Consider the following 19,078-nt stretch of genomic DNA (forward strand, 5'->3'; position numbering starts at 1 on the left):
CCCGCCGGTCAGGACCGTGCCGGGACGCCCGTCAGTCCCGCGCCCGGACGCCCGTCAGGGCCGTGACCACCGGGTCCAGGGCCTGGTTGATCTCGTCGCCGATCGAGCGGAAGAAGGTGATGGGGGCGCCGTACGGGTCGGTGACCTCGTCCGCGTCCACCGAGGGGGCCAGGAGCCAGCCGCGCAGCGCCGCCGCCGCGCGGACCAGGGAACGCGCGCGTTCGACCATGCCCTCGTCGCGGGCGTCCGGGAGCGTGGCCGGGTCGATCGCGCGGACCAGGCGGGTGAACTCCTTCAGCGTGAAGGTGCGCAGGCCCGCCGAATGGCCCATGGAGATGACCTGCGCCCGGTGGTCCCGGGTCGCCGTCAGGACGAGGTCGGCGCGGATGACGTGCTCGTCGAGGAGCTCGCGCCCCACGAAACCGCTGTAGTCCGCGCCGAAGTCGGCGAGGACCAGTTCCGCGTTGGCCTCCATCGGGGCGCCCTCGTGTCCCCAGGTGCCCGCGCTCTCCACGATCAGCCCGCCGCCCAGCGGATCGCCGAGGCGGTCGCTCAGGGCGTGCCGGGTCAGCCGCTCGGTGATCGGCGAGCGGCAGACGTTGCCGGTGCTGACGTGGAGGATGCGGAAGGTGTCGCTGTCTTCGTGCCCCGCTATGCCACGCCCCTCAGGGGCGGTCAACTGGCCACCTCGAGGTCGGGTACGACCTTCCGGAGCTCCTCCGGCGACAGCGCTCCCTCGCGCAGCAGCACCGGGACCCGGCCGGTGACGTCGACGATGGACGAGGGGACGATCCCGGGCGTCGGCCCGCCGTCGAGGTAGACGGACACGGAGTCGCCGAGCATCCCCTGCGCCGCGTCGCAGTCCTCGGGCGAGGGGTGTCCCGTGAGGTTCGCCGAGGAGACGGCCATCGGGCCGAACTCGGTGAGCAGCTCGATGGCCACGGGGTGCAGGGGCATCCGGATGGCGACGGTGCCCCGGGTGTCGCCGAGGTCCCACTGGAGGGACGGCTGGTGCTTGGCGACCAGGGTGAGGGCGCCGGGCCAGAAGGCGTCGACCAGCTCCCAGGCCTGCTCCGAGAAGTCCGTGACGAGGCCGTGGAGCGTGTTCGGGGAGCCGATGAGGACGGGCGTGGGCATGTTGCGGCCACGGCCCTTGGCGGCGAGCAGGTCCGCCACCGCCTCGCTGCTGAAGGCGTCCGCGCCGATCCCGTACACGGTGTCGGTGGGCAGCACGACCAGCTCGCCCCGGCGGACGGCGGACGCGGCTTCGCGCAGGCCGGTCACACGGTCGGTGGCCTCGTTGCAGTCGTATCGCCGTGCCATCAGTCCCCGGTCTCCTCGTTCGCGTGGTTCGTCGTCGCGGTCATGGCATTGCCTTGCGGGCGGTCGCGAAGCGCGGCCGGTTGTTGAGGTCCGGGTGGTCGGCCGCGTCGGCCCAGCCCGCTTCCTCGTTGAAGATCCACGGCACCTGGCCGCCCTGCGTGTCGGCGTGCTCGATGACGACGAGACCACCGGGGCGGAGCAGCCGGTGGGCGGTGCGTTCGATGCCCCGGATGGTGTCGAGGCCGTCCTCGCCGGAGAAGAGGGCCATCTCCGGGTCGTGGTCGCGGGCCTCGGGCGCCACGTACTCCCACTCGGTGAGGGGGATGTACGGCGGGTTGGAGATGACCAGGTCGACCTGGCCGTCCAGCTCCGGGAGGGCGGTCAGCGCGTTGCCCTGGTGGACGGTGACGCGGGAGCCCTCGGCGTTCTTCCGGGTCCACACGAGCGCGTCGTCGGAGAGTTCGACGGCGTGCACGCGGGACCTGGGCACCTCCTGTGCCATGGCGAGGGCGATGGCCCCGGAGCCGGTGCACAGGTCGACGATGAGGGGTTCGACGACGTCCATGGCGCGCACGGCGTCTATGGCCCAGCCGACGACCGACTCGGTCTCCGGCCGGGGCACGAAGACGCCGGGTCCGACCTGGAGCTCCAGATAGCGGAAGAACGCCCGTCCGGTGATGTGCTGGAGCGGTTCGCGGGCCTCCCGGCGGGCGACCGTCTCCCAGTAGCGGGCGTCGAAGTCGGCGTCCTTGACGTGGTGCAGCTCCCCCCGCTTGACGCCGTGCACGAACGCGGCGAGCTCCTCGGCGTCGAAACGCGGTGAGGGAACGCCGGCGTCGGCCAGCCGCTGGGTGGCCTGGGCCACCTCGGCAAGCAGCAGGTTCACGCTGGTCCTCCGTGGTGCGGGGTGGGGCTTACGGGACGGGCGCCGGACTCACGCCGCGGCGAGCTTGGCGGCCGAGTCGGCGTCGACGCAGGCCTGGATCATGGGGTCCAGTTCGCCGTCGAGCACCTGGTCCAGGTTGTAGGCCTTGAAGCCGACGCGGTGGTCGGAGATCCGGTTCTCGGGGAAGTTGTACGTACGGATCTTCTCGGACCGGTCGACGGTGCGCACCTGGCTGCGGCGGGCGTCGGCGGCCTTGGACTCGGCCTCCTCCTGCGCGGCGGCGAGCAGCCGGGACCGCAGGATGCGCATGGCCTGCTCCTTGTTCTGGAGCTGGCTCTTCTCGTTCTGGCAGGAGGCGACGATGCCGGTCGGCAGGTGGGTGATGCGGACGGCGGAGTCGGTGGTGTTGACCGACTGGCCGCCGGGGCCGGACGAGCGGTAGACGTCGATGCGCAGGTCGTTGGCGTGGACCTCGACCTCGACCTCCTCGGCCTCGGGGGTGACGAGCACGCCCGCGGCGGAGGTGTGGATGCGGCCGGCGGACTCGGTGGCGGGCACGCGCTGCACGCGGTGCACCCCGCCCTCGTACTTGAGGCGCGCCCAGACGCCCTGGCCGGGCTCGGTGGCGCCGTTGCCGCCCTTGGTCTTCACGGCGACCTGGACGTCCTTGTAGCCGCCCAGCTCGGACTCGGTGGCGTCGATGATCTCGGTCTTCCAGCCGACGCGCTCGGCGTACCGGAGGTACATGCGGAGCAGGTCGCCGGCGAAGAGCGCGGACTCGTCGCCGCCCGCTCCGGCCTTGATCTCCAGGATGACGTCCTTGTCGTCGCTGGGGTCGCGCGGGACGAGGAGCAGGCGCAGCTTCTCGGTGAGCTGTTCCCGGTCCTTCTCCAGCTGCTTGACCTCGGCGGCGAAGTCGGGGTCGTCGTGTGCCAGCTCGCGGGCGGTCTCGATGTCGTCGCCGGTCTGCTTCCAGGACCGGTACGCGGCGATAATCGGGGTCAGCTCGGCGTAGCGCTTGTTGAGCCTGCGCGCGTTCGCCTGGTCGGCGTGGACGGAGGGGTCCGCGAGCTTCGTCTCAAGGCCGGCGTGCTCGCCGACCAGTTCCTCGACCGCCTCGAACATCGGGGGCTCCTGGTTTTTTCGTCAGTTGCTACGGGGACGCCAAAGCGCCGGTCCCGGCCACCCGCGCGGGGCGACCGAGGACCGGCGCAGGGGCTCGCTACTTGCTGGCGGAGCCGGCGGCCTTGCCGAAGCGGGCCTCGAAGCGGGCGACGCGGCCGCCGGTGTCGAGGATCTTCTGCTTGCCCGTGTAGAACGGGTGGCACTCGGAGCAGACCTCGGCACGGATGGTGCCGTCGGTCAGGGTGCTCCGGGTGGTGAACGACGCGCCACAGGTGCAGCTGACCTGGGTCTCGACGTACTCGGGGTGGATCTCGCGCTTCAAGGTGTCTCCTATGTTCCGGGAGGGCTCCGGGTCGCCGCCGCGGATTGCGGCACACGTGAACCGGGGCCGACGTACCAGTCTGCCAGGACCGGCCGCATCTCCCCAAACCGGGGTCGGGCCGGAGGTATTCCCCCGGGGGTCCCCGGGGGTCCCCCCGAGGGCCGTCCGGGGCTCCCCGTAGGCCGTCCGGGGCCCCTCGGAGGCCGTCCGGGGCCCCTCGGAGGCCGTCCGGGGCTCCCCGGGGGCCTCCCGGGGCGGCGGGGTCACTTCACGATGCCGTCGGCCTGTCCGGTGGCGGCGTCCTTCGTGGCCGAGGCGGGGATCGGGAGGTCCTTCCTCAGGGCCGTCCAGACCTGCCGTGACTGGGCTTCGAGGGGGACGACCCGGTTGGGGTCCCGGGGGTCGTACTCGACGGGCAGGGTGACCATGTGGACGTTTCCGGCGTCGATGCCGGAGAGGCTCCCGGCGAAGGCAGCGAGTTCCTTGACGGAGTCGAGTTCGGAGTCGGGGGTGATGGCCTTGGTGGCGGTGTCGGCGAGGTCGAGGAGCTTCTTCGGGCTGGTGAGCACGCCGACGCTCCTGACCTGTTCGACGAAGGCCTTCATGAAGGCCTGCTGGAGCTGGATGCGGCCGAGGTCGCTGCCGTCGCCGACGCTCTTGCGGGTGCGGACCAGGCCGAGGGACCGCTCGCCGTCGAGGACGTGCGTGCCGGGGGCGAGGTCGAGGTGGCTCTTGGCGTCCTTGATGGGCCGGGTGGTGGTGATCTCCACGCCGCCGAGTTCGTCGATGAGCTTGCGGAAGCCGGTGAAGTCGACCTCGATGTAGTGGTCCATGCGGATGCCGGACATGGCCTCGACGGTCTTGACGGCGCAGGCGGGGCCGCCGACCTCGTAGGCGGTGTTGAACATGGCCCGGTGCTCGGCGGGGACGGCGCCGCCGCGGTCGTCGGTGCAGGCGGGCCGGTCGACGAGGGTGTCGCGGGGGATCGAGACGACGCTGGCCTTCTTGTGGCCCTCGTGGACGTGGACGACCATCGCGGTGTCGGAGCGGGCGCCGCCCTCGTCCTTGCCGTAGGCGCCGTTGTCGCCGGAGCGGGAGTCGGAGCCGAGGACGAGGATGTCGAGGGAGCCGTCGTCGGCGTTCCGGGGGCGGTCGGTGCCCAGTCTGGCGTTGATGTCGACGGCTTCGATGTTGCCGTCGAGCTTGAGGTAGACGTATCCGGCTCCGGCGCCGCCGAGGACCGTCGCGGCGGCGAGCGCCGACAGCAGGATCATAGTCCCGCGCCGCCGCCGGGTGGACGCCCTGCGGCGTCGCCCGCCGCCCGCGCCGCCTATTCGGCCGCTCTTGGTCTGCTCGGTCATCGTCTTCCCTCGGGCCTTCGGTTCACCATGTGTGACGGTGACGCGGCCGAAAGGGTTGCACGGGGACCTGTCAGGTTTGGGTGAGCTTTGCCCGGAAACGCCACCGCTCCCCCCGTGCGGACACGGGGGGAGCGGTGGTTTGCGCAGGTCACGACGGGGTTACGGGCCCGGGGCCCGGTTTCCGGGGTGTGACGCGGCTCTCGCCTCAGTCGTTGTTGCCGCCCGGCGTGGTCTTCTGGATCTGGAGCAGGAACTCGCCGTTCGACTTGGTCTGCTTGAGCTTGTCGAGCAGCAGCTCGATCGCCTGCTGCTGGTCGAGCGCGTGCAGCACACGACGCAGCTTCCAGGTGACGGCCAGCTCGTCGCTGCCGAGGAGGATCTCCTCCTTGCGCGTGCCCGAGGCGTCGACGTCGACGGCCGGGAAGATGCGCTTGTCGGCGAGCTTGCGGTCGAGCTTGAGCTCCATGTTGCCGGTGCCCTTGAACTCCTCGAAGATCACCTCGTCCATGCGCGAGCCGGTGTCGACCAGCGCGGTGGCCAGGATGGTCAGCGAACCGCCGTCCTCGATGTTGCGCGCCGCACCGAAGAACCGCTTCGGCGGGTAGAGCGCGGTCGAGTCGACACCACCGGACAGGATGCGGCCGGAGGCGGGCGCCGCGAGGTTGTACGCGCGGCCCAGACGGGTGATGGAGTCGAGCAGGACGACCACGTCGTGACCCAGCTCCACGAGGCGCTTGGCGCGCTCGATGGCCAGCTCGGCGACGGTGGTGTGGTCCTCGGCCGGACGGTCGAAGGTCGAGGAGATGACCTCGCCCTTGACCGACCGCTGCATGTCGGTGACCTCTTCCGGACGCTCGTCGACCAGGACGACCATCAGGTGGCACTCGGGGTTGTTCTGGGTGATCGCGTTGGCGATCGCCTGCATGATCATGGTCTTGCCGGTCTTCGGCGGGGCCACGATCAGACCGCGCTGGCCCTTGCCGATCGGCGACACGAGGTCGATGATCCGCGTGGTCAGCACGCCCGGGTCGGTCTCCAGACGGAGCCGGTCCTGCGGGTAGAGCGGGGTCAGCTTGTTGAACTCGGGACGGCCACGGCCCGAGTCGGCCGCCATGCCGTTCGCCGAGTCCAGACGGACGAGCGCGTTGAACTTCTCGCGGCGCTCGCCCTCCTTCGGCTGGCGCACGGCACCGGTGACGTGGTCGCCCTTGCGCAGGCCGTTCTTGCGGACCTGGGCGAGGGAGACGTACACGTCGTTCGGGCCGGGCAGGTAGCCCGAGGTCCGGATGAACGCGTAGTTGTCGAGGATGTCGAGGATGCCCGCGACGGGGATCAGGACGTCGTCGTCGGCGACCTGCGGCTCACCGGCCTGGAAGTCGTCGCGCCCACGACGGCCGCGGCGGTCGCGGTAACGCCCCCGGCGGCCACGACGGCCGCCCTCGTCGTCGTAGTCGTCCTGCGGGCCCTGCTGGCCGCCCTGCTGGCTCTGGCCGCCGCCCTGGCTCTGGCCCTGGCTCTGGACCTGCTGGCCCTGACCCTGGCCGCCGCCCTGGCCCTGGCCGCCGCCCTGACGCTGGCGCTGGCCGCCCTGACCGGCGCCCTGCTGCTCGTCGCCCTTGGCGCGGTCGCGCTGACGGTCACGGCGGTCACGGCGCTCGCCGCGCTCGCCCCGCTCGCCACGGTCCCGACGGCCGCGGCCCTCGGCGCCGTCCACGGCGGCCTCGGCCTTGGTGTCGGTGCCCGCCTCGGCCTTGGCCTCGGTGCGGGTCTCGGTCTTCACGGCCTGCGCCGCCTCGGCCTTCTCGCCCTCCGGCGAACCGGCGGGGGCGGTGGCGCGACGGCGACGGCGCTCGCCCGCGGGCTGCTCGTCGGCCGAGTCCCGGGAGGTGCCGGCGGGCTGCCCCGGGATGTCGATCTGCTGCTGGGCGACGGCCTTCTCGGCCTTCTCCGGCTGCGGGGCGGCGGTCTCGGCCGCCGTGTCGGCCGTACGGGTCTTGGCGGCGGCGCGGCGCTTCGGCTTGGTCTCGGCCGTGTCGGCTGCCTTGGCCGGCGCGGCGGAGCCGCCGCCCGCCTGGGCCTCCTTGATGACCTCGATCAGCTGGCTCTTGCGCATCCGCGCGGTGCCCCTGATCCCGAGGCCGGACGCGACCTGCTGCAGCTCGGCCAGGACCATGCCGTCGAGGCCGGTGCCGGAGCGGCGGCGCCGTGCGGTGCTGGTGGCAGCACCTGCGGCGGGCGCGGTGGTGTCGACAGTGCTGTCGGCAGTCACGCCCATCAGATCGGTGGTGTCGCTCACGAAGGGTCCTTCCCTGGAGCGGACGTCGGCCTTCTGGCTCGGCGACCGGTTGTGCTGTCCGGAGCGGTCCCGTGTTTCGGTGGACCGTGTCCGGGGCGATGGTCCCGCCGGGTACGGCGGAAGAGAGAAAACGTGCTGTGGGTCCGGCCCGAGCGCCCCCTGCTCGGCCCTCACGCGAAAGAAGAGCGAGGGGTGTCGTGCCGGTTCCGGAGCGTGCTCGAAACTGCTCAGGCAGGCTGCTCAGGCAGTTGGGGAGGCTCCCGGAAGAAGGGTGGTCCCTGATAGGGACACTCCGCACCGCTCCACAAAGAGGTCGGGTGCAGACATGAGGTTAACACTACCGGCTCCAACAAACATTCCCCCTCTCCCTCACCGGCAATCTCCTGGCCGGACGCCGCCCGGCGTCCGGCCGTCGCGCGTTCTTCAGGGCGCCAGCGGCAGGACGCTCGCCCCGGAGGCGTCGAGGTCGAGCCGGTTCGCGGCCCAGCCGTCGCCCGCCAGTCGGGCGACCTTGTCGGCCGTCCCGTGCTCGGCCAGCGCGAGGACCGTGGGGCCCGCGCCGGAGATGACCGCGGGGACGCCGTCCGCGCGCAGCCGGTTCACCAGGGCGATGCTCTCCGGCATCGCCGGGGCCCGGTACTCCTGGTGCAGCCGGTCCTCGGTGGCCGTGAGCAGCAGCTCCGGGCGGCGGGTCAGGGCCTCGACGAGGAGGGCGGCGCGTCCGGCGTTGGCGGCGGCGTCGACGTGCGGGACGGTGCGCGGCAGGAGTCCTCGGGCGGTCTCGGTCAGCACCGGCTTCCCGGGGACGAAAACCACCGGAACGATGGAATCCGAGGGATCCATCCTGATCGCCCGCGCGGCGCCGGACTCGGTCCAGGCGAGGGTGAAGCCGCCGAGCAGACAGGCGGCGACGTTGTCGGGGTGGCCCTCGATCTCGGTGGCCAGTTCCAGCAGGGCCGTCTCGTCGAGACGGGCGTCCCCGCCTATGGTCACGGCGCGGGCGGCGATGATGCCCGCGCAGATGGCGGCGGAGGAGGAGCCGAGGCCCCGGCCGTGCGGGATGCGGTTGGCGCAGACGACCTCCAGGCCGCGCGGCTGTCCGCCGAGCAGGTCGAAGGCCGTGCGCAGGGAGCGTACGAGCAGGTGGTTCTCGTCGCGCGGGAGCGTCCCGGCGCCCTCACCGGCGATGTCGACGTGCAGCCCGGAGTCGGCGACACGGACGACGACGTCGTCGTAGAGGCCCAGCGACAGGCCGAAGGCGTCGAAGCCCGGACCGAGATTGGCACTGGTGGCGGGGACGCGCACCCGTACGGCGGCGGCGCGGAACGCGGGACCGGCCATCGCTCGATGACTCTCCTTGACTGCGGCAACGGGGGGTTCTGGAACAGCGGGTACGTCGGCGGGAAGTACTCGGGAAACCCGGGGGCCGTTTCGGCCACGGAGGCGACAACGGCAAGGACACCGCGCATATGCGGCGGGGCGGGTTCGGTACAGCCTACCGAAGGAAGGTTCTGCCGCGACATAGGGCGCACAGGAGGCGCACGATGCGTGTCGCGTGCCAACCTGTGCGCCTATGTACGTTCCTGATCGGGTTTCGATCAGCGGTTTTCCCCTGGGCGGGGGTGGGATCAGGCCAGGCCGAGGCGCTCGGCCGCGGCGGCGGCGTCCACCGGCACGGTCACCGGCTGCGGGGCGCCCGCGACGGCCCAGTCCGGGTCCTTCAGGCCATTGCCCGTGACGGTGCAGACGATCCGCTGCCCGGGGTCGACCTTGCCCTGCTCGGCGGCCTTCAGCAGACCGGCGACCGACGCGGCCGAGGCGGGCTCGACGAACACGCCCTCCTGTGCGGCCAACAGGCGGTAGGCGCGCAGGATCTCACGGTCCGTCACCTCGTCGATGAAGCCGCCCGACTCGTCGCGCGCGGCGATCGCGTAGTCCCACGAGGCCGGGTTGCCGATGCGGATCGCGGTGGCGATCGTCGACGGGTCCTTGACGACCTCGCCGCGCACCAGCGGGGCGGAGCCGGAGGCCTGGAAGCCCCACATGCGGGGACGGCGCGTCGCGAGACCGTCCTCGGCGTACTCGCGGTACCCCTTCCAGTACGCCGTGATGTTTCCGGCGTTGCCCACCGGCAGGACGTGGATGTCGGGCGCGTCGCCGAGCATGTCCACGATCTCGAAGGCGGCGGTCTTCTGGCCCTCGATGCGGACCGGGTTGACCGAATTGACCAGCGCCACCGGGTAGTTCTCGGAGAGGGTCCTGGCCAGCGTCAGGCAGTCGTCGAAGTTGCCGTCCACCTGGAGGATCTTCGCGCCGTGCACGAGGGCCTGGCCCATCTTGCCGAGCGCGATCTTGCCCTGCGGCACCAGGACGGCCGAGACCATCCCGGCGCGCACCGCGTAGGCCGCGGCGGACGCGGAGGTGTTGCCGGTGGAGGCGCAGATGACGGCCCGCGCGCCCTCCTCCTTGGCCCGGGTGATGGCCATGGTCATGCCCCGGTCCTTGAAGGAGCCGGTGGGGTTGGCGCCCTCGACCTTGAGGTGCACCTCGCAGCCCGTGCGCTCGGAGAGGACCTGAGCGGGTACGAGCGGCGTACCGCCCTCACGGAGCGTGATGACCGGCGTCGTGTCCGTGACCGGAAGGCGGTCCCGGTACTCCTCGATGATGCCGCGCCACTGGTGGGTGCCCTTGTGGGTCATGGGTCCTTACTCCCCTTCAACACGCATGATGCTGGCGACACCGCGCACGGTGTCGAGCTTGCGCAGCGCCTCGACCGTCCCCGAGAGGGCGGCGTCGGGCGCGCGGTGGGTGACGACGACGAGCGATGCCCCGCCGCCTCCGTCCTGACGTCCCTGCTGGCGCACCGTATCGATGGATACGCCGTGCTCGGCGAAGACCGTCGCGACCTGGGCGAGGACGCCCGGCTTGTCGGCCACGTCGAGGCTGATGTGGTACCGCGTCACGACCTCGCCCATGGAGCTCACGGGCAGCTGGGTGTACGCGGACTCGCCGGGGCCGTTGGCCTCGTTGAGCTTGTTGCGGCACACCGCGACGAGGTCGCCGAGGACGGCCGAGGCCGTCGGGGCGCCACCGGCGCCGGGGCCGTAGAACATGAGCTGCCCGGCGGCCTCCGCCTCGACGAAGACCGCGTTGTACGCCTCGCGGACGGAGGCGAGCGGGTGGCTGAGCGGGATCATCGCGGGGTGCACGCGCGCGGTGACGGAGCCGCCGTCGGCGGCCCGCTCGCAGATGGCGAGCAGCTTGATGGTGCAGCCCATCCGCCGGGCGGAGGCGAAGTCGGCGGCGGTGACCTCGGTCATGCCCTCGCGGTAGACGTCGTCGAGGCGCACGCGGGTGTGGAAGGCGATCCCGGCGAGGATGGCGGCCTTGGCGGCGGCGTCGAAGCCCTCGACGTCGGCGGTCGGGTCGGCCTCGGCGTATCCGAGGGCGGTGGCCTCGTCGAGCGCCTCGGAGTAGCCGGCGCCGGAGGTGTCCATCTTGTCGAGGATGAAGTTCGTCGTGCCGTTGACGATGCCCATCACCCGGTTGATCTTGTCCCCGGCGAGGGACTCGCGCAGCGGGCGGATCAGCGGGATGGCGCCCGCGACGGCGGCCTCGTAGTAGAGGTCCTGGCCGTTCTTCTCGGCGGCGGCGTACAGCGTCGCGCCGTCCTGGGCGAGCAGCGCCTTGTTCGCGGAGACGACGGAGGCGCCGTGCTCGAAGGCGGTGGTGATGAGGGTGCGGGCCGGTTCGACCCCGCCGATGACCTCGATGACGACGTCGATGTCGCCGCGTTTCACCAGGGCGGTCGCGTCCGTGGTGATCAGCTCGGCGGGGACCCCGCCGCGGACCTTGTCGGGGCGGCGGACCGCCACGCCGGCGAGCTCGACCGGCGCGCCGATGCGCGCGGCGAGGTCGTCGGCGTGCGTCGTCATGATGCGCGCCACCTCTGAGCCGACCACTCCACAGCCCAGCAGCGCCACCTTCAGCGGACGCGTACGCATCATCCGACCTCTTTCCCGTCCTGCTTCGTATCCCTGCGGCCGTGTCGCCACGGCTCTCTACGGTGGAACCAGTCTCACTCACCGGACGGGGGTTTCCGCCCCTCGTCCGGATCCTGAGACATCTATTTCATCACTCGACTATTTCATCATCCGACGTCGAGACGCAGGAGATCTTCCTCCGTCTCGCGCCGCACGACGACCCGTGCGGCGCCGTCCCTGACGGCGACCACGGGGGGCCGGAGCGCGTGGTTGTAGTTGCTGGCCATGGAGCGGCAGTACGCGCCGGTGGCGGGCACCGCGAGCAGGTCGCCGGGGGCCAGGTCGGCGGGGAGGAAGGCGTCCCGTACGACGATGTCACCGCTCTCGCAGTGCTTGCCGACGACCCGCGAGAGCATCGGCGCGGCGTCGCTGGTCCGCGAGACCAGGGCGACGCTGTACTCGGCGTCGTAGAGGGCGGTGCGGATGTTGTCCGACATGCCGCCGTCGACGCTGACGTACGTCCGCAGTCCTTCGAGCGGCTTGATCGTGCCGACCCGGTAGAGCGTGAAGGCCGTCGGGCCGACGATCGCGCGGCCGGGCTCGACGGAGATCCGGGGGGTGCGGAGCCCGGCGGCCTCGCACTCGCGCGTCACGATCTCGCCGAGCGCCTTGGCGATCTCGTGCGGCTCGCGCGGGTCGTCCTCGGAGGTGTACGCGATGCCGAGGCCGCCGCCCAGGTCGATCTCGGGCAGTTCCACCCCGTGCTCGTCGCGGATCTCGGCGAGCAGGCCGACGACGCGGCGCGCGGAGACCTCGAAGCCCGCCATGTCGAAGATCTGCGAGCCGATGTGGGAGTGGATGCCGGTGAGTTCGAGCCCGTCGAGCTCCAGTGTCCTGCGGACCGCCTCCGCGGCCTGTCCCCCGGCGAGCGCGATGCCGAACTTCTGGTCCTCGTGCGCGGTCGCGATGAACTCGTGCGTGTGCGCCTCGACGCCGACGGTCACCCGGATCTGCACCGGCTGGCGCCTGCCGAGGGACTGCGCGATGTGGGCGACGCGCACGATCTCCTGGAAGGAGTCGAGGACGATGCGCCCCACTCCGGCCCCGACGGCCGTGCGGATCTCTTCCTCGCTCTTGTTGTTGCCGTGGAAGGCGATGCGTTCGGCGGGCATTCCGGCGGAGAGCGCGGTGGCCAGTTCGCCGCCGGAGCAGACGTCGAGGTTGAGGCCCTCCTCGTGCAGCCAGCGGACGACGGCCCTGGAGAGGAACGCCTTTCCGGCGTAGTACACGTCGGCGTCCCGGCCGAAGGCCTCGGCCCAGGCGCGGCAGCGGGCCCGGAAGTCGGTCTCGTCGAGGAAATAGGCGGGGGTCCCGAACTCCTCGGCGAGGTCGGTCACCCGCAGACCGCCCACGGTGGCGATCCCCCGCTCGTCCCGGTCGACCGTCCGGGACCACACCTTGGGGTCGAGGGCGTTGAGGTCGGCGGGCGGCGCCGTGTAGTGGCCCTCGGGGAGGACATCGGCGTGACGGGGACCCGCGGGGTGGGCGGAACGGCTCATGGCTGGCTCTTTCAGATCCGATCGGGTGCGCTGATGCCGAGCACGGAGAGGCCACCGGCGAGCACCGTCCCGGCGGCTTCGGCGAGCGCGAGCCGGGAACGGTGGGCGGCCGAGGGTTTCTCGTCGCCGAGCGGCAGGACGGTGTGCTGGAAGGCGAGCAGCGCGTCGGCGATGCCCTCCAGGTGCCGGGCGACCCGGTCGGGGGCGCGGTGGCGGGCGGCGGCGAGGAGGACGACGGGGTGGTCGCCGAGGCCGTCGAGCAGCGCGGACGCCTCGACGGGCGCCACGTCGTCGTGCGAGTCGTGCGAGTCGTACGAGTCGTGCGAGTCGTGCGAGGGGAGGACGCCGAGCTGTGCGCCGTTGACGAGCAGCCGCCGGGCCCGGGAGTACGCGTACCGGACCCGGAAGAGCCCGTTGCGCTCGTGCTGGACGAGGAGCGGGGGCCCGTCGAGCGGCCGGTCGTGGGGCGCGGCGCGGAGCAGCGCCCAGCGGGCGGCGTCGGTGCCGAGGGTGTCCGGGTCGTACGCGCCGGGCACCACGTGGATCCGCTCGGTGCCGCCGGATCCGGCGTCGGCGCCCTGGGCGCGGAGCAGTCGTACGACGGTCCCGGTGACGAGGGCGGCGCGGGGCTCGGTGGGCTCGGCGAACCGGACGGCGGTCCCGGCGAGGGCGGCGCCGTGTCCGTACTCGGCTCCGGCGGCCCGGACCGCGCGGACGAGGTCACCGGCGGCGTCGGCGCGGAGGCTGAAGTTCAGGAAGCCGGGCCCGGTGATCTCCACGGTCCGGACACCGGGGGCGTCCCTGAGCCGGTCGCGCAGGATTCCGGCGACGTCGAGGGCGGTGCGGCCGGCGGGCCGGGCGAGGGTGAGGGCGATGTTGCTGGCGTACTCGCCCGACCCGCCGGGCCGGGCGCGCTCGACCTTCACCCCGGGGGGTACGTCGACCCGCAGCGCACCGTCGTCGACCGCACGGCGCACGGCGCGCAGCACGGTGAGGGAGAGGTCCGCGGGGGTCACGGGTCAAGCCTAGGGGAGGAGGGGGGTCGGAACGCGAACCGGTTTCGCCATGCGGGACACCGGGCGGTTCCGTACCACCGGGTCCCTCCTACTGGAGGAGGTCCTGGGGCCGGGGGCACTGGCAGCGGTCCCCGGCAGCGGCGGGGTCCTCTCCCCCGTCGGTCCCGGTGGCCTCGGGCCGGTCGCGCCGCTCGCGGTGCATCAGCTGGCGGACGACCCGGACGAGCTCCACGGGCTCGAACGGCTTGGCGAGGAAGGCGTCGACACCGGGGACCTCGTGCTCCCCGCAGGCGCTGATGACGGCGACCGGCAGATGCCGGGTGCGGGGGTCGGCGCGGAGCCGCTCGGCGGTCCTGATGCCGTCCAGGCGGGGCATGACGACGTCGAGGGTGACCACATCGGGACGGACCTGGTGCACGACATCCAGACACTCGGCACCATCGGCCGCGGTCACGACCTCGAACCCCTCAAGTTCGAGATTGACCCTGATCAACTGCCGGATCACCTTGTTGTCGTCGACAACGAGCACCCGACCGGACACGCCTGACACACGACGAGAGTAGGCCGCCCCGACTGGCCGCGTCCGGGTTTTGCCCACTTCTGCCCCGTGCGGGGGACCACCCCCTCGGTGACGCCCCGGAAATACCTGTTCACAGCCACTCCTCGTGAGCTGGTAGTGTTCAACCCGTCGCCGCACAACAGGGCGGACGCCCCCGTAGCTCAGGGGATAGAGCAACGGCCTCCGGAGCCGTGTGCGCAGGTTCGAATCCTGCCGGGGGCACTTCGCGAGAAGTGCCGAACAGACCCCGTAGTCAGTGGAAACGCTGAGTACGGGGTCTTGTCGTATGTGCGGCTGCCACGCCGGTCAGGTTCGGGGCGGGGTAGAGGGTTTTCGTGCAGGCGTTCGGAAGGGGCGGCGGCTGGCTCGCCAGGGGCCGTTCGTTTCCGGTCAGGTTCACTCGGTGGCGGGGTGGATCGGTCGTTTTCGGGATTCGCCGTGGGGGTCGTGGACACAATGCGCGCATGGACGAGGACTGGAAGCAACGGCTCGACGCGGCGCGGGCGGGGCTCGTGGAGAGGGAGGATCCGGTTGCCTGGGTGACCGAGATCGATGCCGCCGAGGCCGCCGTCAAGTACCCGGGGCTGAGCGTGCGCGGCGCCCTCTTCGGGGTCGCGGCGCAGGAGCCCGGCGGGCCCTGGGAGATCGTCCTGCCCGTGCGGTCGGGGATGCCCCAGGAGACCCGGGACAGTCTGCAGTCGCACTTCTTCTTCCGGGCCAAGGACGAGACCGACGAGCCCGTCGAGCGGCGCGCGTTGATGGACGCCGTCGACCTCCTCGCCCAGGAGCGCGTGAACGAACTCGACGTCCTCGGGCTGCGGTACCGGGTCATCCGGGGCGACGAGTTCGCGCGTTCCAGTGACGACGGGCTCGAACCGCCCCGCCCCACCGACCCCGAGCCGGTGTTCCGGGTGTGGGAGCGGCGCCTCACCCCCGGGCGCTGCCCCGACACCGGTGTCGTCTTCGACCCCGAAGGGATGCGGGGGCCGATGGCGGAAGCCCTGCGCTTCGGGATGCGGGACTTCCGGTACACCGGGAAGCGCTACCCGGCCGGGGTCCGCGACGACTCCCAGAAGGCGGTCAGCACCCATCCCGACGTCGCCATGCTCCCGGTCACCTTCGGCATCGTCGAGCGCGAGGGCTCCGGCTGGGTGCCGTGCGGCGGTCTCGAACCGAGCCCGCACGACGCGCGCCGCACGCTCTACGACGACCTCACCGATCTGTGGGCCCGCATCTACCAGTGGGGCGACGAGAAGCGGGAGCGGTACCGGCGCGCCGGTGAGCTGTTCCGTGCCGCCGGGAGTTCCGACCAAGCCCTGGTCGACGGGCGGGAGTTCAGGATCTGCCGGGTGGAGCGCATGGTCCGTTTCGGACCCGACGGACCGGAAGGGCCCCGCCCTTCCGACGTCGACGAGTACGACCCCTCCCCCATGCATCCCCGCATGGACGACGACGGGACCCTGCACTACGACACGTAAGGGAGCCGGGCGCCCCCTTCTCCGCGTCCTTCGAGCCGGGCGCCCCCTTCATTTCCCCATTCCATTTCCACCCGCCGGGCCCCGAACCCCCTCCGCTTCCCTCAGGCGCTGCGCTTGCGCGCCTGAGCCTTCTTCCTCGTAGTCGGGGAGGAGGAAGAGGAAGAAGGAGGGGAAGGGGGAGGGGGCGAGGAGGCGGTCGAAGTCGCCTCCGTCCCCGCCTTCGCCCTCGTCGGCGCCCCCGTCCCCGCCGTCTTCTTCCTCGTCGTCGTGGACTTCTTCGCCCCCGTCGCCTTCTTCGCCGCCGTCTTCTTCGTGGCCGCCGTCGTCTTCCTCGCCGTTCCCTTCTTCGGCTCCGCCTCCCCCTCGGCGGGCTTCCCGCGCGGCTTCAGTTCCGTCACCACCGCGTCCCCGCCCCGCGCCTCCCTCGCGGCCCGCACGCTGTTCTCCAGTGCCGCCATCAGGTCGATGACCTGGCCGCCGCCCTGCTCCTCCCCCGGTTCCGGCGCCTGGACGCCCTCGCCGCCCTCCGCCTTCGCCGCGATCATCTCCTCGACCGCCGCCCGGTAGTCGTCATGCAGACCGTGGATGTCCACCTCCCCGAGCGTGGCCATCAGGGCGTCCGCCAGGTCGAGTTCGGCGTCCCGTACGCTCACCGGGGTCTCCGGGGCCACGCCCTCCGGGGCGCGGATCTCGTCCGGCCAGAGCAGCCCGTGCATGGCGATGACGTCGTCGACGACCCGGAGCATCCCGAGCCGTTCCCGTCCCCGCAGCGCGTACTTCGCCACCGCCACCTTGTCGCTGCGCTTGAGCGCCTCGCGGAGCAGGGTGTACGGCTTGGCGGCGGGGACGCCGTTCGCCGACAGGTAGTACGCCGCGTCCATCTGGAGCGGATCGATCTCGCCCGCCGGTACGAACGCCACGATCTCGATCGTCTTCGCGGTGGGCAGCGGCAGCGCGGCCAGGTCCTCGTCGGTGACCGGGATCATGCTCCCGTCGCCCTCCTCGTACGCCCGGCCGATCTCCGCCGGGGGGACCTCCTCGCCGTCCAGCTCGCACACCTTCTTGTAGCGGATGCGTCCGCCGTCCTCCGCGTGGATCTGCCGGAAGGAGACGGAGTGGCTCTCGGTGGCGTTCACCAGCTTGATCGGGATGCTGACCAGGCCGAAGGATATGGCTCCGTTCCAGATGGATCGCACGGTTCTTCCTCTCGGTCCCGACCGCCGCATACCGGTACGAATCGTGGGATTCTCATCGTATGACGCCGATCACAGAGGTGGAGGGCCGGCGGCTGGCGCTCAGCAATCTGGGCAAGGTGCTCCACCCGGCCACCGGCACCACCAAGGGCGAGCTGCTCCACTACTACGCCACCGTCGGGCCCGTGATCCTGCCGCATCTGCGCGACCGCCCGGTGTCGTTCCTGCGGTATCCGGACGGGCCCGACGGGCAGCTGTTCTTCAGCAAGAATCCGCCGCCCGGCACACCCTCCTGGGTGAGGACCGCCCCCGTGCCCCGCTCCGACGCCCCCGGCGCCCGGCAGGTGCTCGTCCAGGACCTGGCCTCGTTGATGTGGGCGGCGAACCTGGTCGTGGAGTTCCACACGCCCCAGTGGCGGTCCCCTTCCCCCGCCGTCGCCGACCGGCTGGTCCTCGATCTGGACCCCGGCCCGCCCGCGACCGTCGTGGAATGCTGCCGGGTCGCCCTCCACCTGCGGGAACGGCTCGCGCGGGACGGTCTGGAGGCCTGGGCGAAGACCTCCGGCGCCAAGGGACTGCATCTGCTCGTCCCGCTGGCGCCGACGCCCTCCGCGCGGGTCTCCGCGTACGCCCGGCGGCTCGCCGTCGAGGCGGAGGTGGCCCTGCCGGGGCTCGTCGTGCACCGGATGGCGCGGGCCCTGCGGCCCGGGAAGGTCTTCGTCGACCACAGCCAGAACGCCGCCGCCAAGACCACCGCCGCCCCCTACACCCTGCGGGCCCGGCCCCTGCCCACCGTCTCCGCCCCCGTCACCTGGGAGGAGGTCGGGGACTGCGCCGACCCCGGGTCCCTCACCTTCCTCCTGGACGACATCGCGCCCCGGGTGGAGCGGTACGGGGACCTCCTCGCCCCGCTCTTCGCCCCCGGACGGGCGGGGGTCCTGCCATGAGGGCGGACGCCGTCGCGCTCCTTCCGCCCGTGGACGTCATGCGGCCCCGGCCCGCCGACGAACTCCCCGTACAGCAGGAACCACCCCGTGACCTGCAGTACTCGCTCAAGCTCGACGGGTTCCGCGCGCTGGCCTTCATCCTCGGTGACGGGCGGGTCGTCCTCCAGGCACGGTCCCGGCGGGACCTCGCCCCCGACTTCCCCGGCATCGCCGCGCACCTGCGCGACGGGCTGCCGCCCGGCATCGTGCTCGACGGCGAGCTGTGCGCGTACCGCGAGGGGCGGCTGAGCTTCACCGACCTGCTCCGGCCCGCCGCCGAACGCGCCCGGGACGGCGTGCCCGTCTCGTACGTCGCCTTCGACCTGCTGGCCGTGCCCGGTCTCGACGTGCGGGGGCTGCCGCTCCGCGACCGCTGGGAGCTGCTCGGCGCGGCCCTGCGCGAGACCGGGCCCCCGCTCCAGCGCGTCCTGGCCACGTCCGACGAGCGGACCGCCCGCGACTGGTACCGGGACCTGCGGGACACCGGCGTCGAGGGGATCGTCGCGAAACGGCTCGACTCCGTCTACCGGTCCGGGGCCACCTGGGCCTGGCGGAAGGTCCGGTACGCCGACACCACCGACGGCACCCTGTTCGGCGTCCTCGGCCCGCCGGACCGGCCCCGCGCCCTGCTCGTACGGCTCGCCGACGAGCGTACGGTGACCACCTCGCCCCGGCTCACTCCGGCGCAGGCGCACGAGGTGGGCGCGCTGACGGCCCCGCGCGCCGGGCCGCTCACCGAGGATCCGGAGCACGGTCCGGTCCGCCGGATCGACCCGCCCGTCCCCGTCGAGGTACGGCGGCGCGCGGGACGGCAGCGGCAGGACGTCGCGGCCTTCGTCCGGGTCCGGGCGGAGGAGGGGGACGGCCCCCGCTCGAAGTGACCTCCGGGACACCCGTAGGGGACCTCTCTCCGTTCTCGGTTCTCGGTTCTCGGTGGAAAACCCCCACCGGCCCCACCGGACCCCCTCCGCCGGACCCCCGGCCGGATCGT

At 72.1% G+C, this 19,078-nt stretch carries 17 protein-coding genes and 1 tRNA gene; 4 read left to right on the forward strand and 14 right to left on the reverse strand.

The genetic code is table 11. The annotated features are described in order from the left end of the window. Nucleotides 1-31: 31 nt before the first annotated feature. The 13 genes from ACFXGN_RS10925 to ACFXGN_RS10985 form a co-directional block, all read right to left on the reverse strand. Nucleotides 32-679, reverse strand: a complete 648-nt coding sequence (locus ACFXGN_RS10925; protein ID WP_351781978.1) for a protein-tyrosine-phosphatase — start codon at nucleotides 677-679, stop codon at nucleotides 32-34. Next, nucleotides 676-1,323 carry an L-threonylcarbamoyladenylate synthase gene (locus ACFXGN_RS10930; RefSeq protein WP_384856350.1) on the reverse strand — a complete coding sequence of 216 codons (648 nt, stop codon included), beginning with the start codon at nucleotides 1,321-1,323 and terminating at the stop codon, nucleotides 676-678. Before ACFXGN_RS10930 ends, ACFXGN_RS10925 begins: the two co-directional genes overlap by 4 nt. Before the next feature lie 40 nt (nucleotides 1,324-1,363). Continuing rightward, a complete protein-coding gene (gene prmC, locus ACFXGN_RS10935) occupies nucleotides 1,364-2,209 on the reverse strand; it encodes a peptide chain release factor N(5)-glutamine methyltransferase (protein ID WP_384856352.1) in 846 nt (281 codons plus the stop codon). A 48-nt stretch (nucleotides 2,210-2,257) separates the two neighbouring features. Next, entirely contained in the window at nucleotides 2,258-3,334 is a 1,077-nt protein-coding gene (gene prfA / locus ACFXGN_RS10940; protein ID WP_384856355.1) for a peptide chain release factor 1, read from the reverse strand. A gap of 97 nt (nucleotides 3,335-3,431) precedes the next feature. Beyond that, nucleotides 3,432-3,656 (reverse strand): 50S ribosomal protein L31, encoded by a 225-nt coding sequence (gene rpmE, locus ACFXGN_RS10945; protein WP_125661789.1) that lies wholly within the window; start codon nucleotides 3,654-3,656, stop codon nucleotides 3,432-3,434. 263 nt (nucleotides 3,657-3,919) lie between these two features. After that, nucleotides 3,920-5,017, reverse strand: a complete 1,098-nt coding sequence (locus tag ACFXGN_RS10950; RefSeq protein WP_384856358.1) for an LCP family protein — start codon at nucleotides 5,015-5,017, stop codon at nucleotides 3,920-3,922. 205 nt (nucleotides 5,018-5,222) lie between these two features. Beyond that, a complete protein-coding gene (gene rho / locus ACFXGN_RS10955; protein ID WP_384856360.1) occupies nucleotides 5,223-7,313 on the reverse strand; it encodes a transcription termination factor Rho in 2,091 nt (696 codons plus the stop codon). A gap of 423 nt (nucleotides 7,314-7,736) precedes the next feature. Next, a complete protein-coding gene (thrB, locus tag ACFXGN_RS10960; RefSeq protein WP_384856363.1) occupies nucleotides 7,737-8,654 on the reverse strand; it encodes a homoserine kinase in 918 nt (305 codons plus the stop codon). Nucleotides 8,655-8,941: 287 nt separating this feature from the next. Further along, nucleotides 8,942-10,012: a threonine synthase gene (gene thrC / locus ACFXGN_RS10965; RefSeq protein WP_384856366.1), complete on the reverse strand. Its 1,071-nt coding sequence runs from the start codon at nucleotides 10,010-10,012 to the stop codon at nucleotides 8,942-8,944. Nucleotides 10,013-10,018: 6 nt separating this feature from the next. Beyond that, entirely contained in the window at nucleotides 10,019-11,317 is a 1,299-nt protein-coding gene (locus tag ACFXGN_RS10970) for a homoserine dehydrogenase (protein ID WP_384856836.1), read from the reverse strand. A 146-nt stretch (nucleotides 11,318-11,463) separates the two neighbouring features. After that, nucleotides 11,464-12,855 carry a diaminopimelate decarboxylase gene (gene lysA, locus ACFXGN_RS10975; protein ID WP_384856367.1) on the reverse strand — a complete coding sequence of 464 codons (1,392 nt, stop codon included), beginning with the start codon at nucleotides 12,853-12,855 and terminating at the stop codon, nucleotides 11,464-11,466. A gap of 11 nt (nucleotides 12,856-12,866) precedes the next feature. Beyond that, the gene (gene nrtL / locus ACFXGN_RS10980; RefSeq protein WP_384856370.1) at nucleotides 12,867-13,871 is read right to left on the reverse strand and encodes an ArgS-related anticodon-binding protein NrtL; all 1,005 of its coding nucleotides are present in this window, start codon (nucleotides 13,869-13,871) and stop codon (nucleotides 12,867-12,869) included. Between the two features lie 88 nt (nucleotides 13,872-13,959). After that, nucleotides 13,960-14,469, reverse strand: coding sequence for a response regulator (locus ACFXGN_RS10985; protein ID WP_384856373.1), 510 nt, complete (start codon nucleotides 14,467-14,469; stop codon nucleotides 13,960-13,962). Nucleotides 14,470-14,580: 111 nt separating this feature from the next. Here ACFXGN_RS10985 and ACFXGN_RS10990 point away from each other — a divergent pair. Next, a tRNA-Arg gene (locus ACFXGN_RS10990) sits at nucleotides 14,581-14,652 on the forward strand. Nucleotides 14,653-14,894: 242 nt separating this feature from the next. Beyond that, nucleotides 14,895-15,908 carry a DUF5954 family protein gene (locus ACFXGN_RS10995; RefSeq protein ID WP_384856375.1) on the forward strand — a complete coding sequence of 338 codons (1,014 nt, stop codon included), beginning with the start codon at nucleotides 14,895-14,897 and terminating at the stop codon, nucleotides 15,906-15,908. Nucleotides 15,909-16,009: 101 nt separating this feature from the next. On the opposite strand, the gene ACFXGN_RS11000 is transcribed toward ACFXGN_RS10995, so the two are convergent. After that, complete coding sequence (locus ACFXGN_RS11000; protein WP_384856377.1) at nucleotides 16,010-17,104, reverse strand: Ku protein; 1,095 nt, start codon at nucleotides 17,102-17,104, stop codon at nucleotides 16,010-16,012. A gap of 59 nt (nucleotides 17,105-17,163) precedes the next feature. On the opposite strand from ACFXGN_RS11000, the gene ligD reads away from it, so the two are divergent. Together ligD and ACFXGN_RS11010 are read left to right on the forward strand one after the other, a co-directional pair. Beyond that, on the forward strand, nucleotides 17,164-18,048 hold the full coding sequence (gene ligD, locus ACFXGN_RS11005; RefSeq protein ID WP_384856380.1) for a non-homologous end-joining DNA ligase: 885 nt from the start codon (nucleotides 17,164-17,166) through the stop codon (nucleotides 18,046-18,048). After that, nucleotides 18,045-18,968 carry a DNA ligase gene (locus tag ACFXGN_RS11010; protein ID WP_384856382.1) on the forward strand — a complete coding sequence of 308 codons (924 nt, stop codon included), beginning with the start codon at nucleotides 18,045-18,047 and terminating at the stop codon, nucleotides 18,966-18,968. Before ligD ends, ACFXGN_RS11010 begins: the two co-directional genes overlap by 4 nt. Nucleotides 18,969-19,078 lie beyond the last annotated feature (110 nt).

This window comes from Streptomyces sp. NPDC059247 (assembly GCF_042754005.1).
Classification (GTDB): domain Bacteria; phylum Actinomycetota; class Actinomycetes; order Streptomycetales; family Streptomycetaceae; genus Streptomyces.

Excerpts from the sequence above, each read along its gene's own strand:
- ACFXGN_RS10930 (WP_384856350.1), bottom strand. The coding sequence starts at position 1,323 with ATGGCACGGCGATACGACTGCAACGAGGCCACCGACCGTGTGACCGGC.
- prfA (WP_384856355.1), bottom strand. The coding sequence starts at position 3,334 with ATGTTCGAGGCGGTCGAGGAACTGGTCGGCGAGCACGCCGGCCTTGAG.
- ACFXGN_RS10950 (WP_384856358.1), bottom strand. The coding sequence starts at position 5,017 with ATGACCGAGCAGACCAAGAGCGGCCGAATAGGCGGCGCGGGCGGCGGG.
- thrB (WP_384856363.1), bottom strand. The coding sequence starts at position 8,654 with ATGGCCGGTCCCGCGTTCCGCGCCGCCGCCGTACGGGTGCGCGTCCCC.
- thrC (WP_384856366.1), bottom strand. The coding sequence starts at position 10,012 with ATGACCCACAAGGGCACCCACCAGTGGCGCGGCATCATCGAGGAGTAC.
- ACFXGN_RS10970 (WP_384856836.1), bottom strand. The coding sequence starts at position 11,317 with ATGCGTACGCGTCCGCTGAAGGTGGCGCTGCTGGGCTGTGGAGTGGTC.
- lysA (WP_384856367.1), bottom strand. The coding sequence starts at position 12,855 with ATGAGCCGTTCCGCCCACCCCGCGGGTCCCCGTCACGCCGATGTCCTC.
- ACFXGN_RS10995 (WP_384856375.1), top strand. The coding sequence starts at position 14,895 with ATGGACGAGGACTGGAAGCAACGGCTCGACGCGGCGCGGGCGGGGCTC.
- ligD (WP_384856380.1), top strand. The coding sequence starts at position 17,164 with ATGACGCCGATCACAGAGGTGGAGGGCCGGCGGCTGGCGCTCAGCAAT.
- ACFXGN_RS11010 (WP_384856382.1), top strand. The coding sequence starts at position 18,045 with ATGAGGGCGGACGCCGTCGCGCTCCTTCCGCCCGTGGACGTCATGCGG.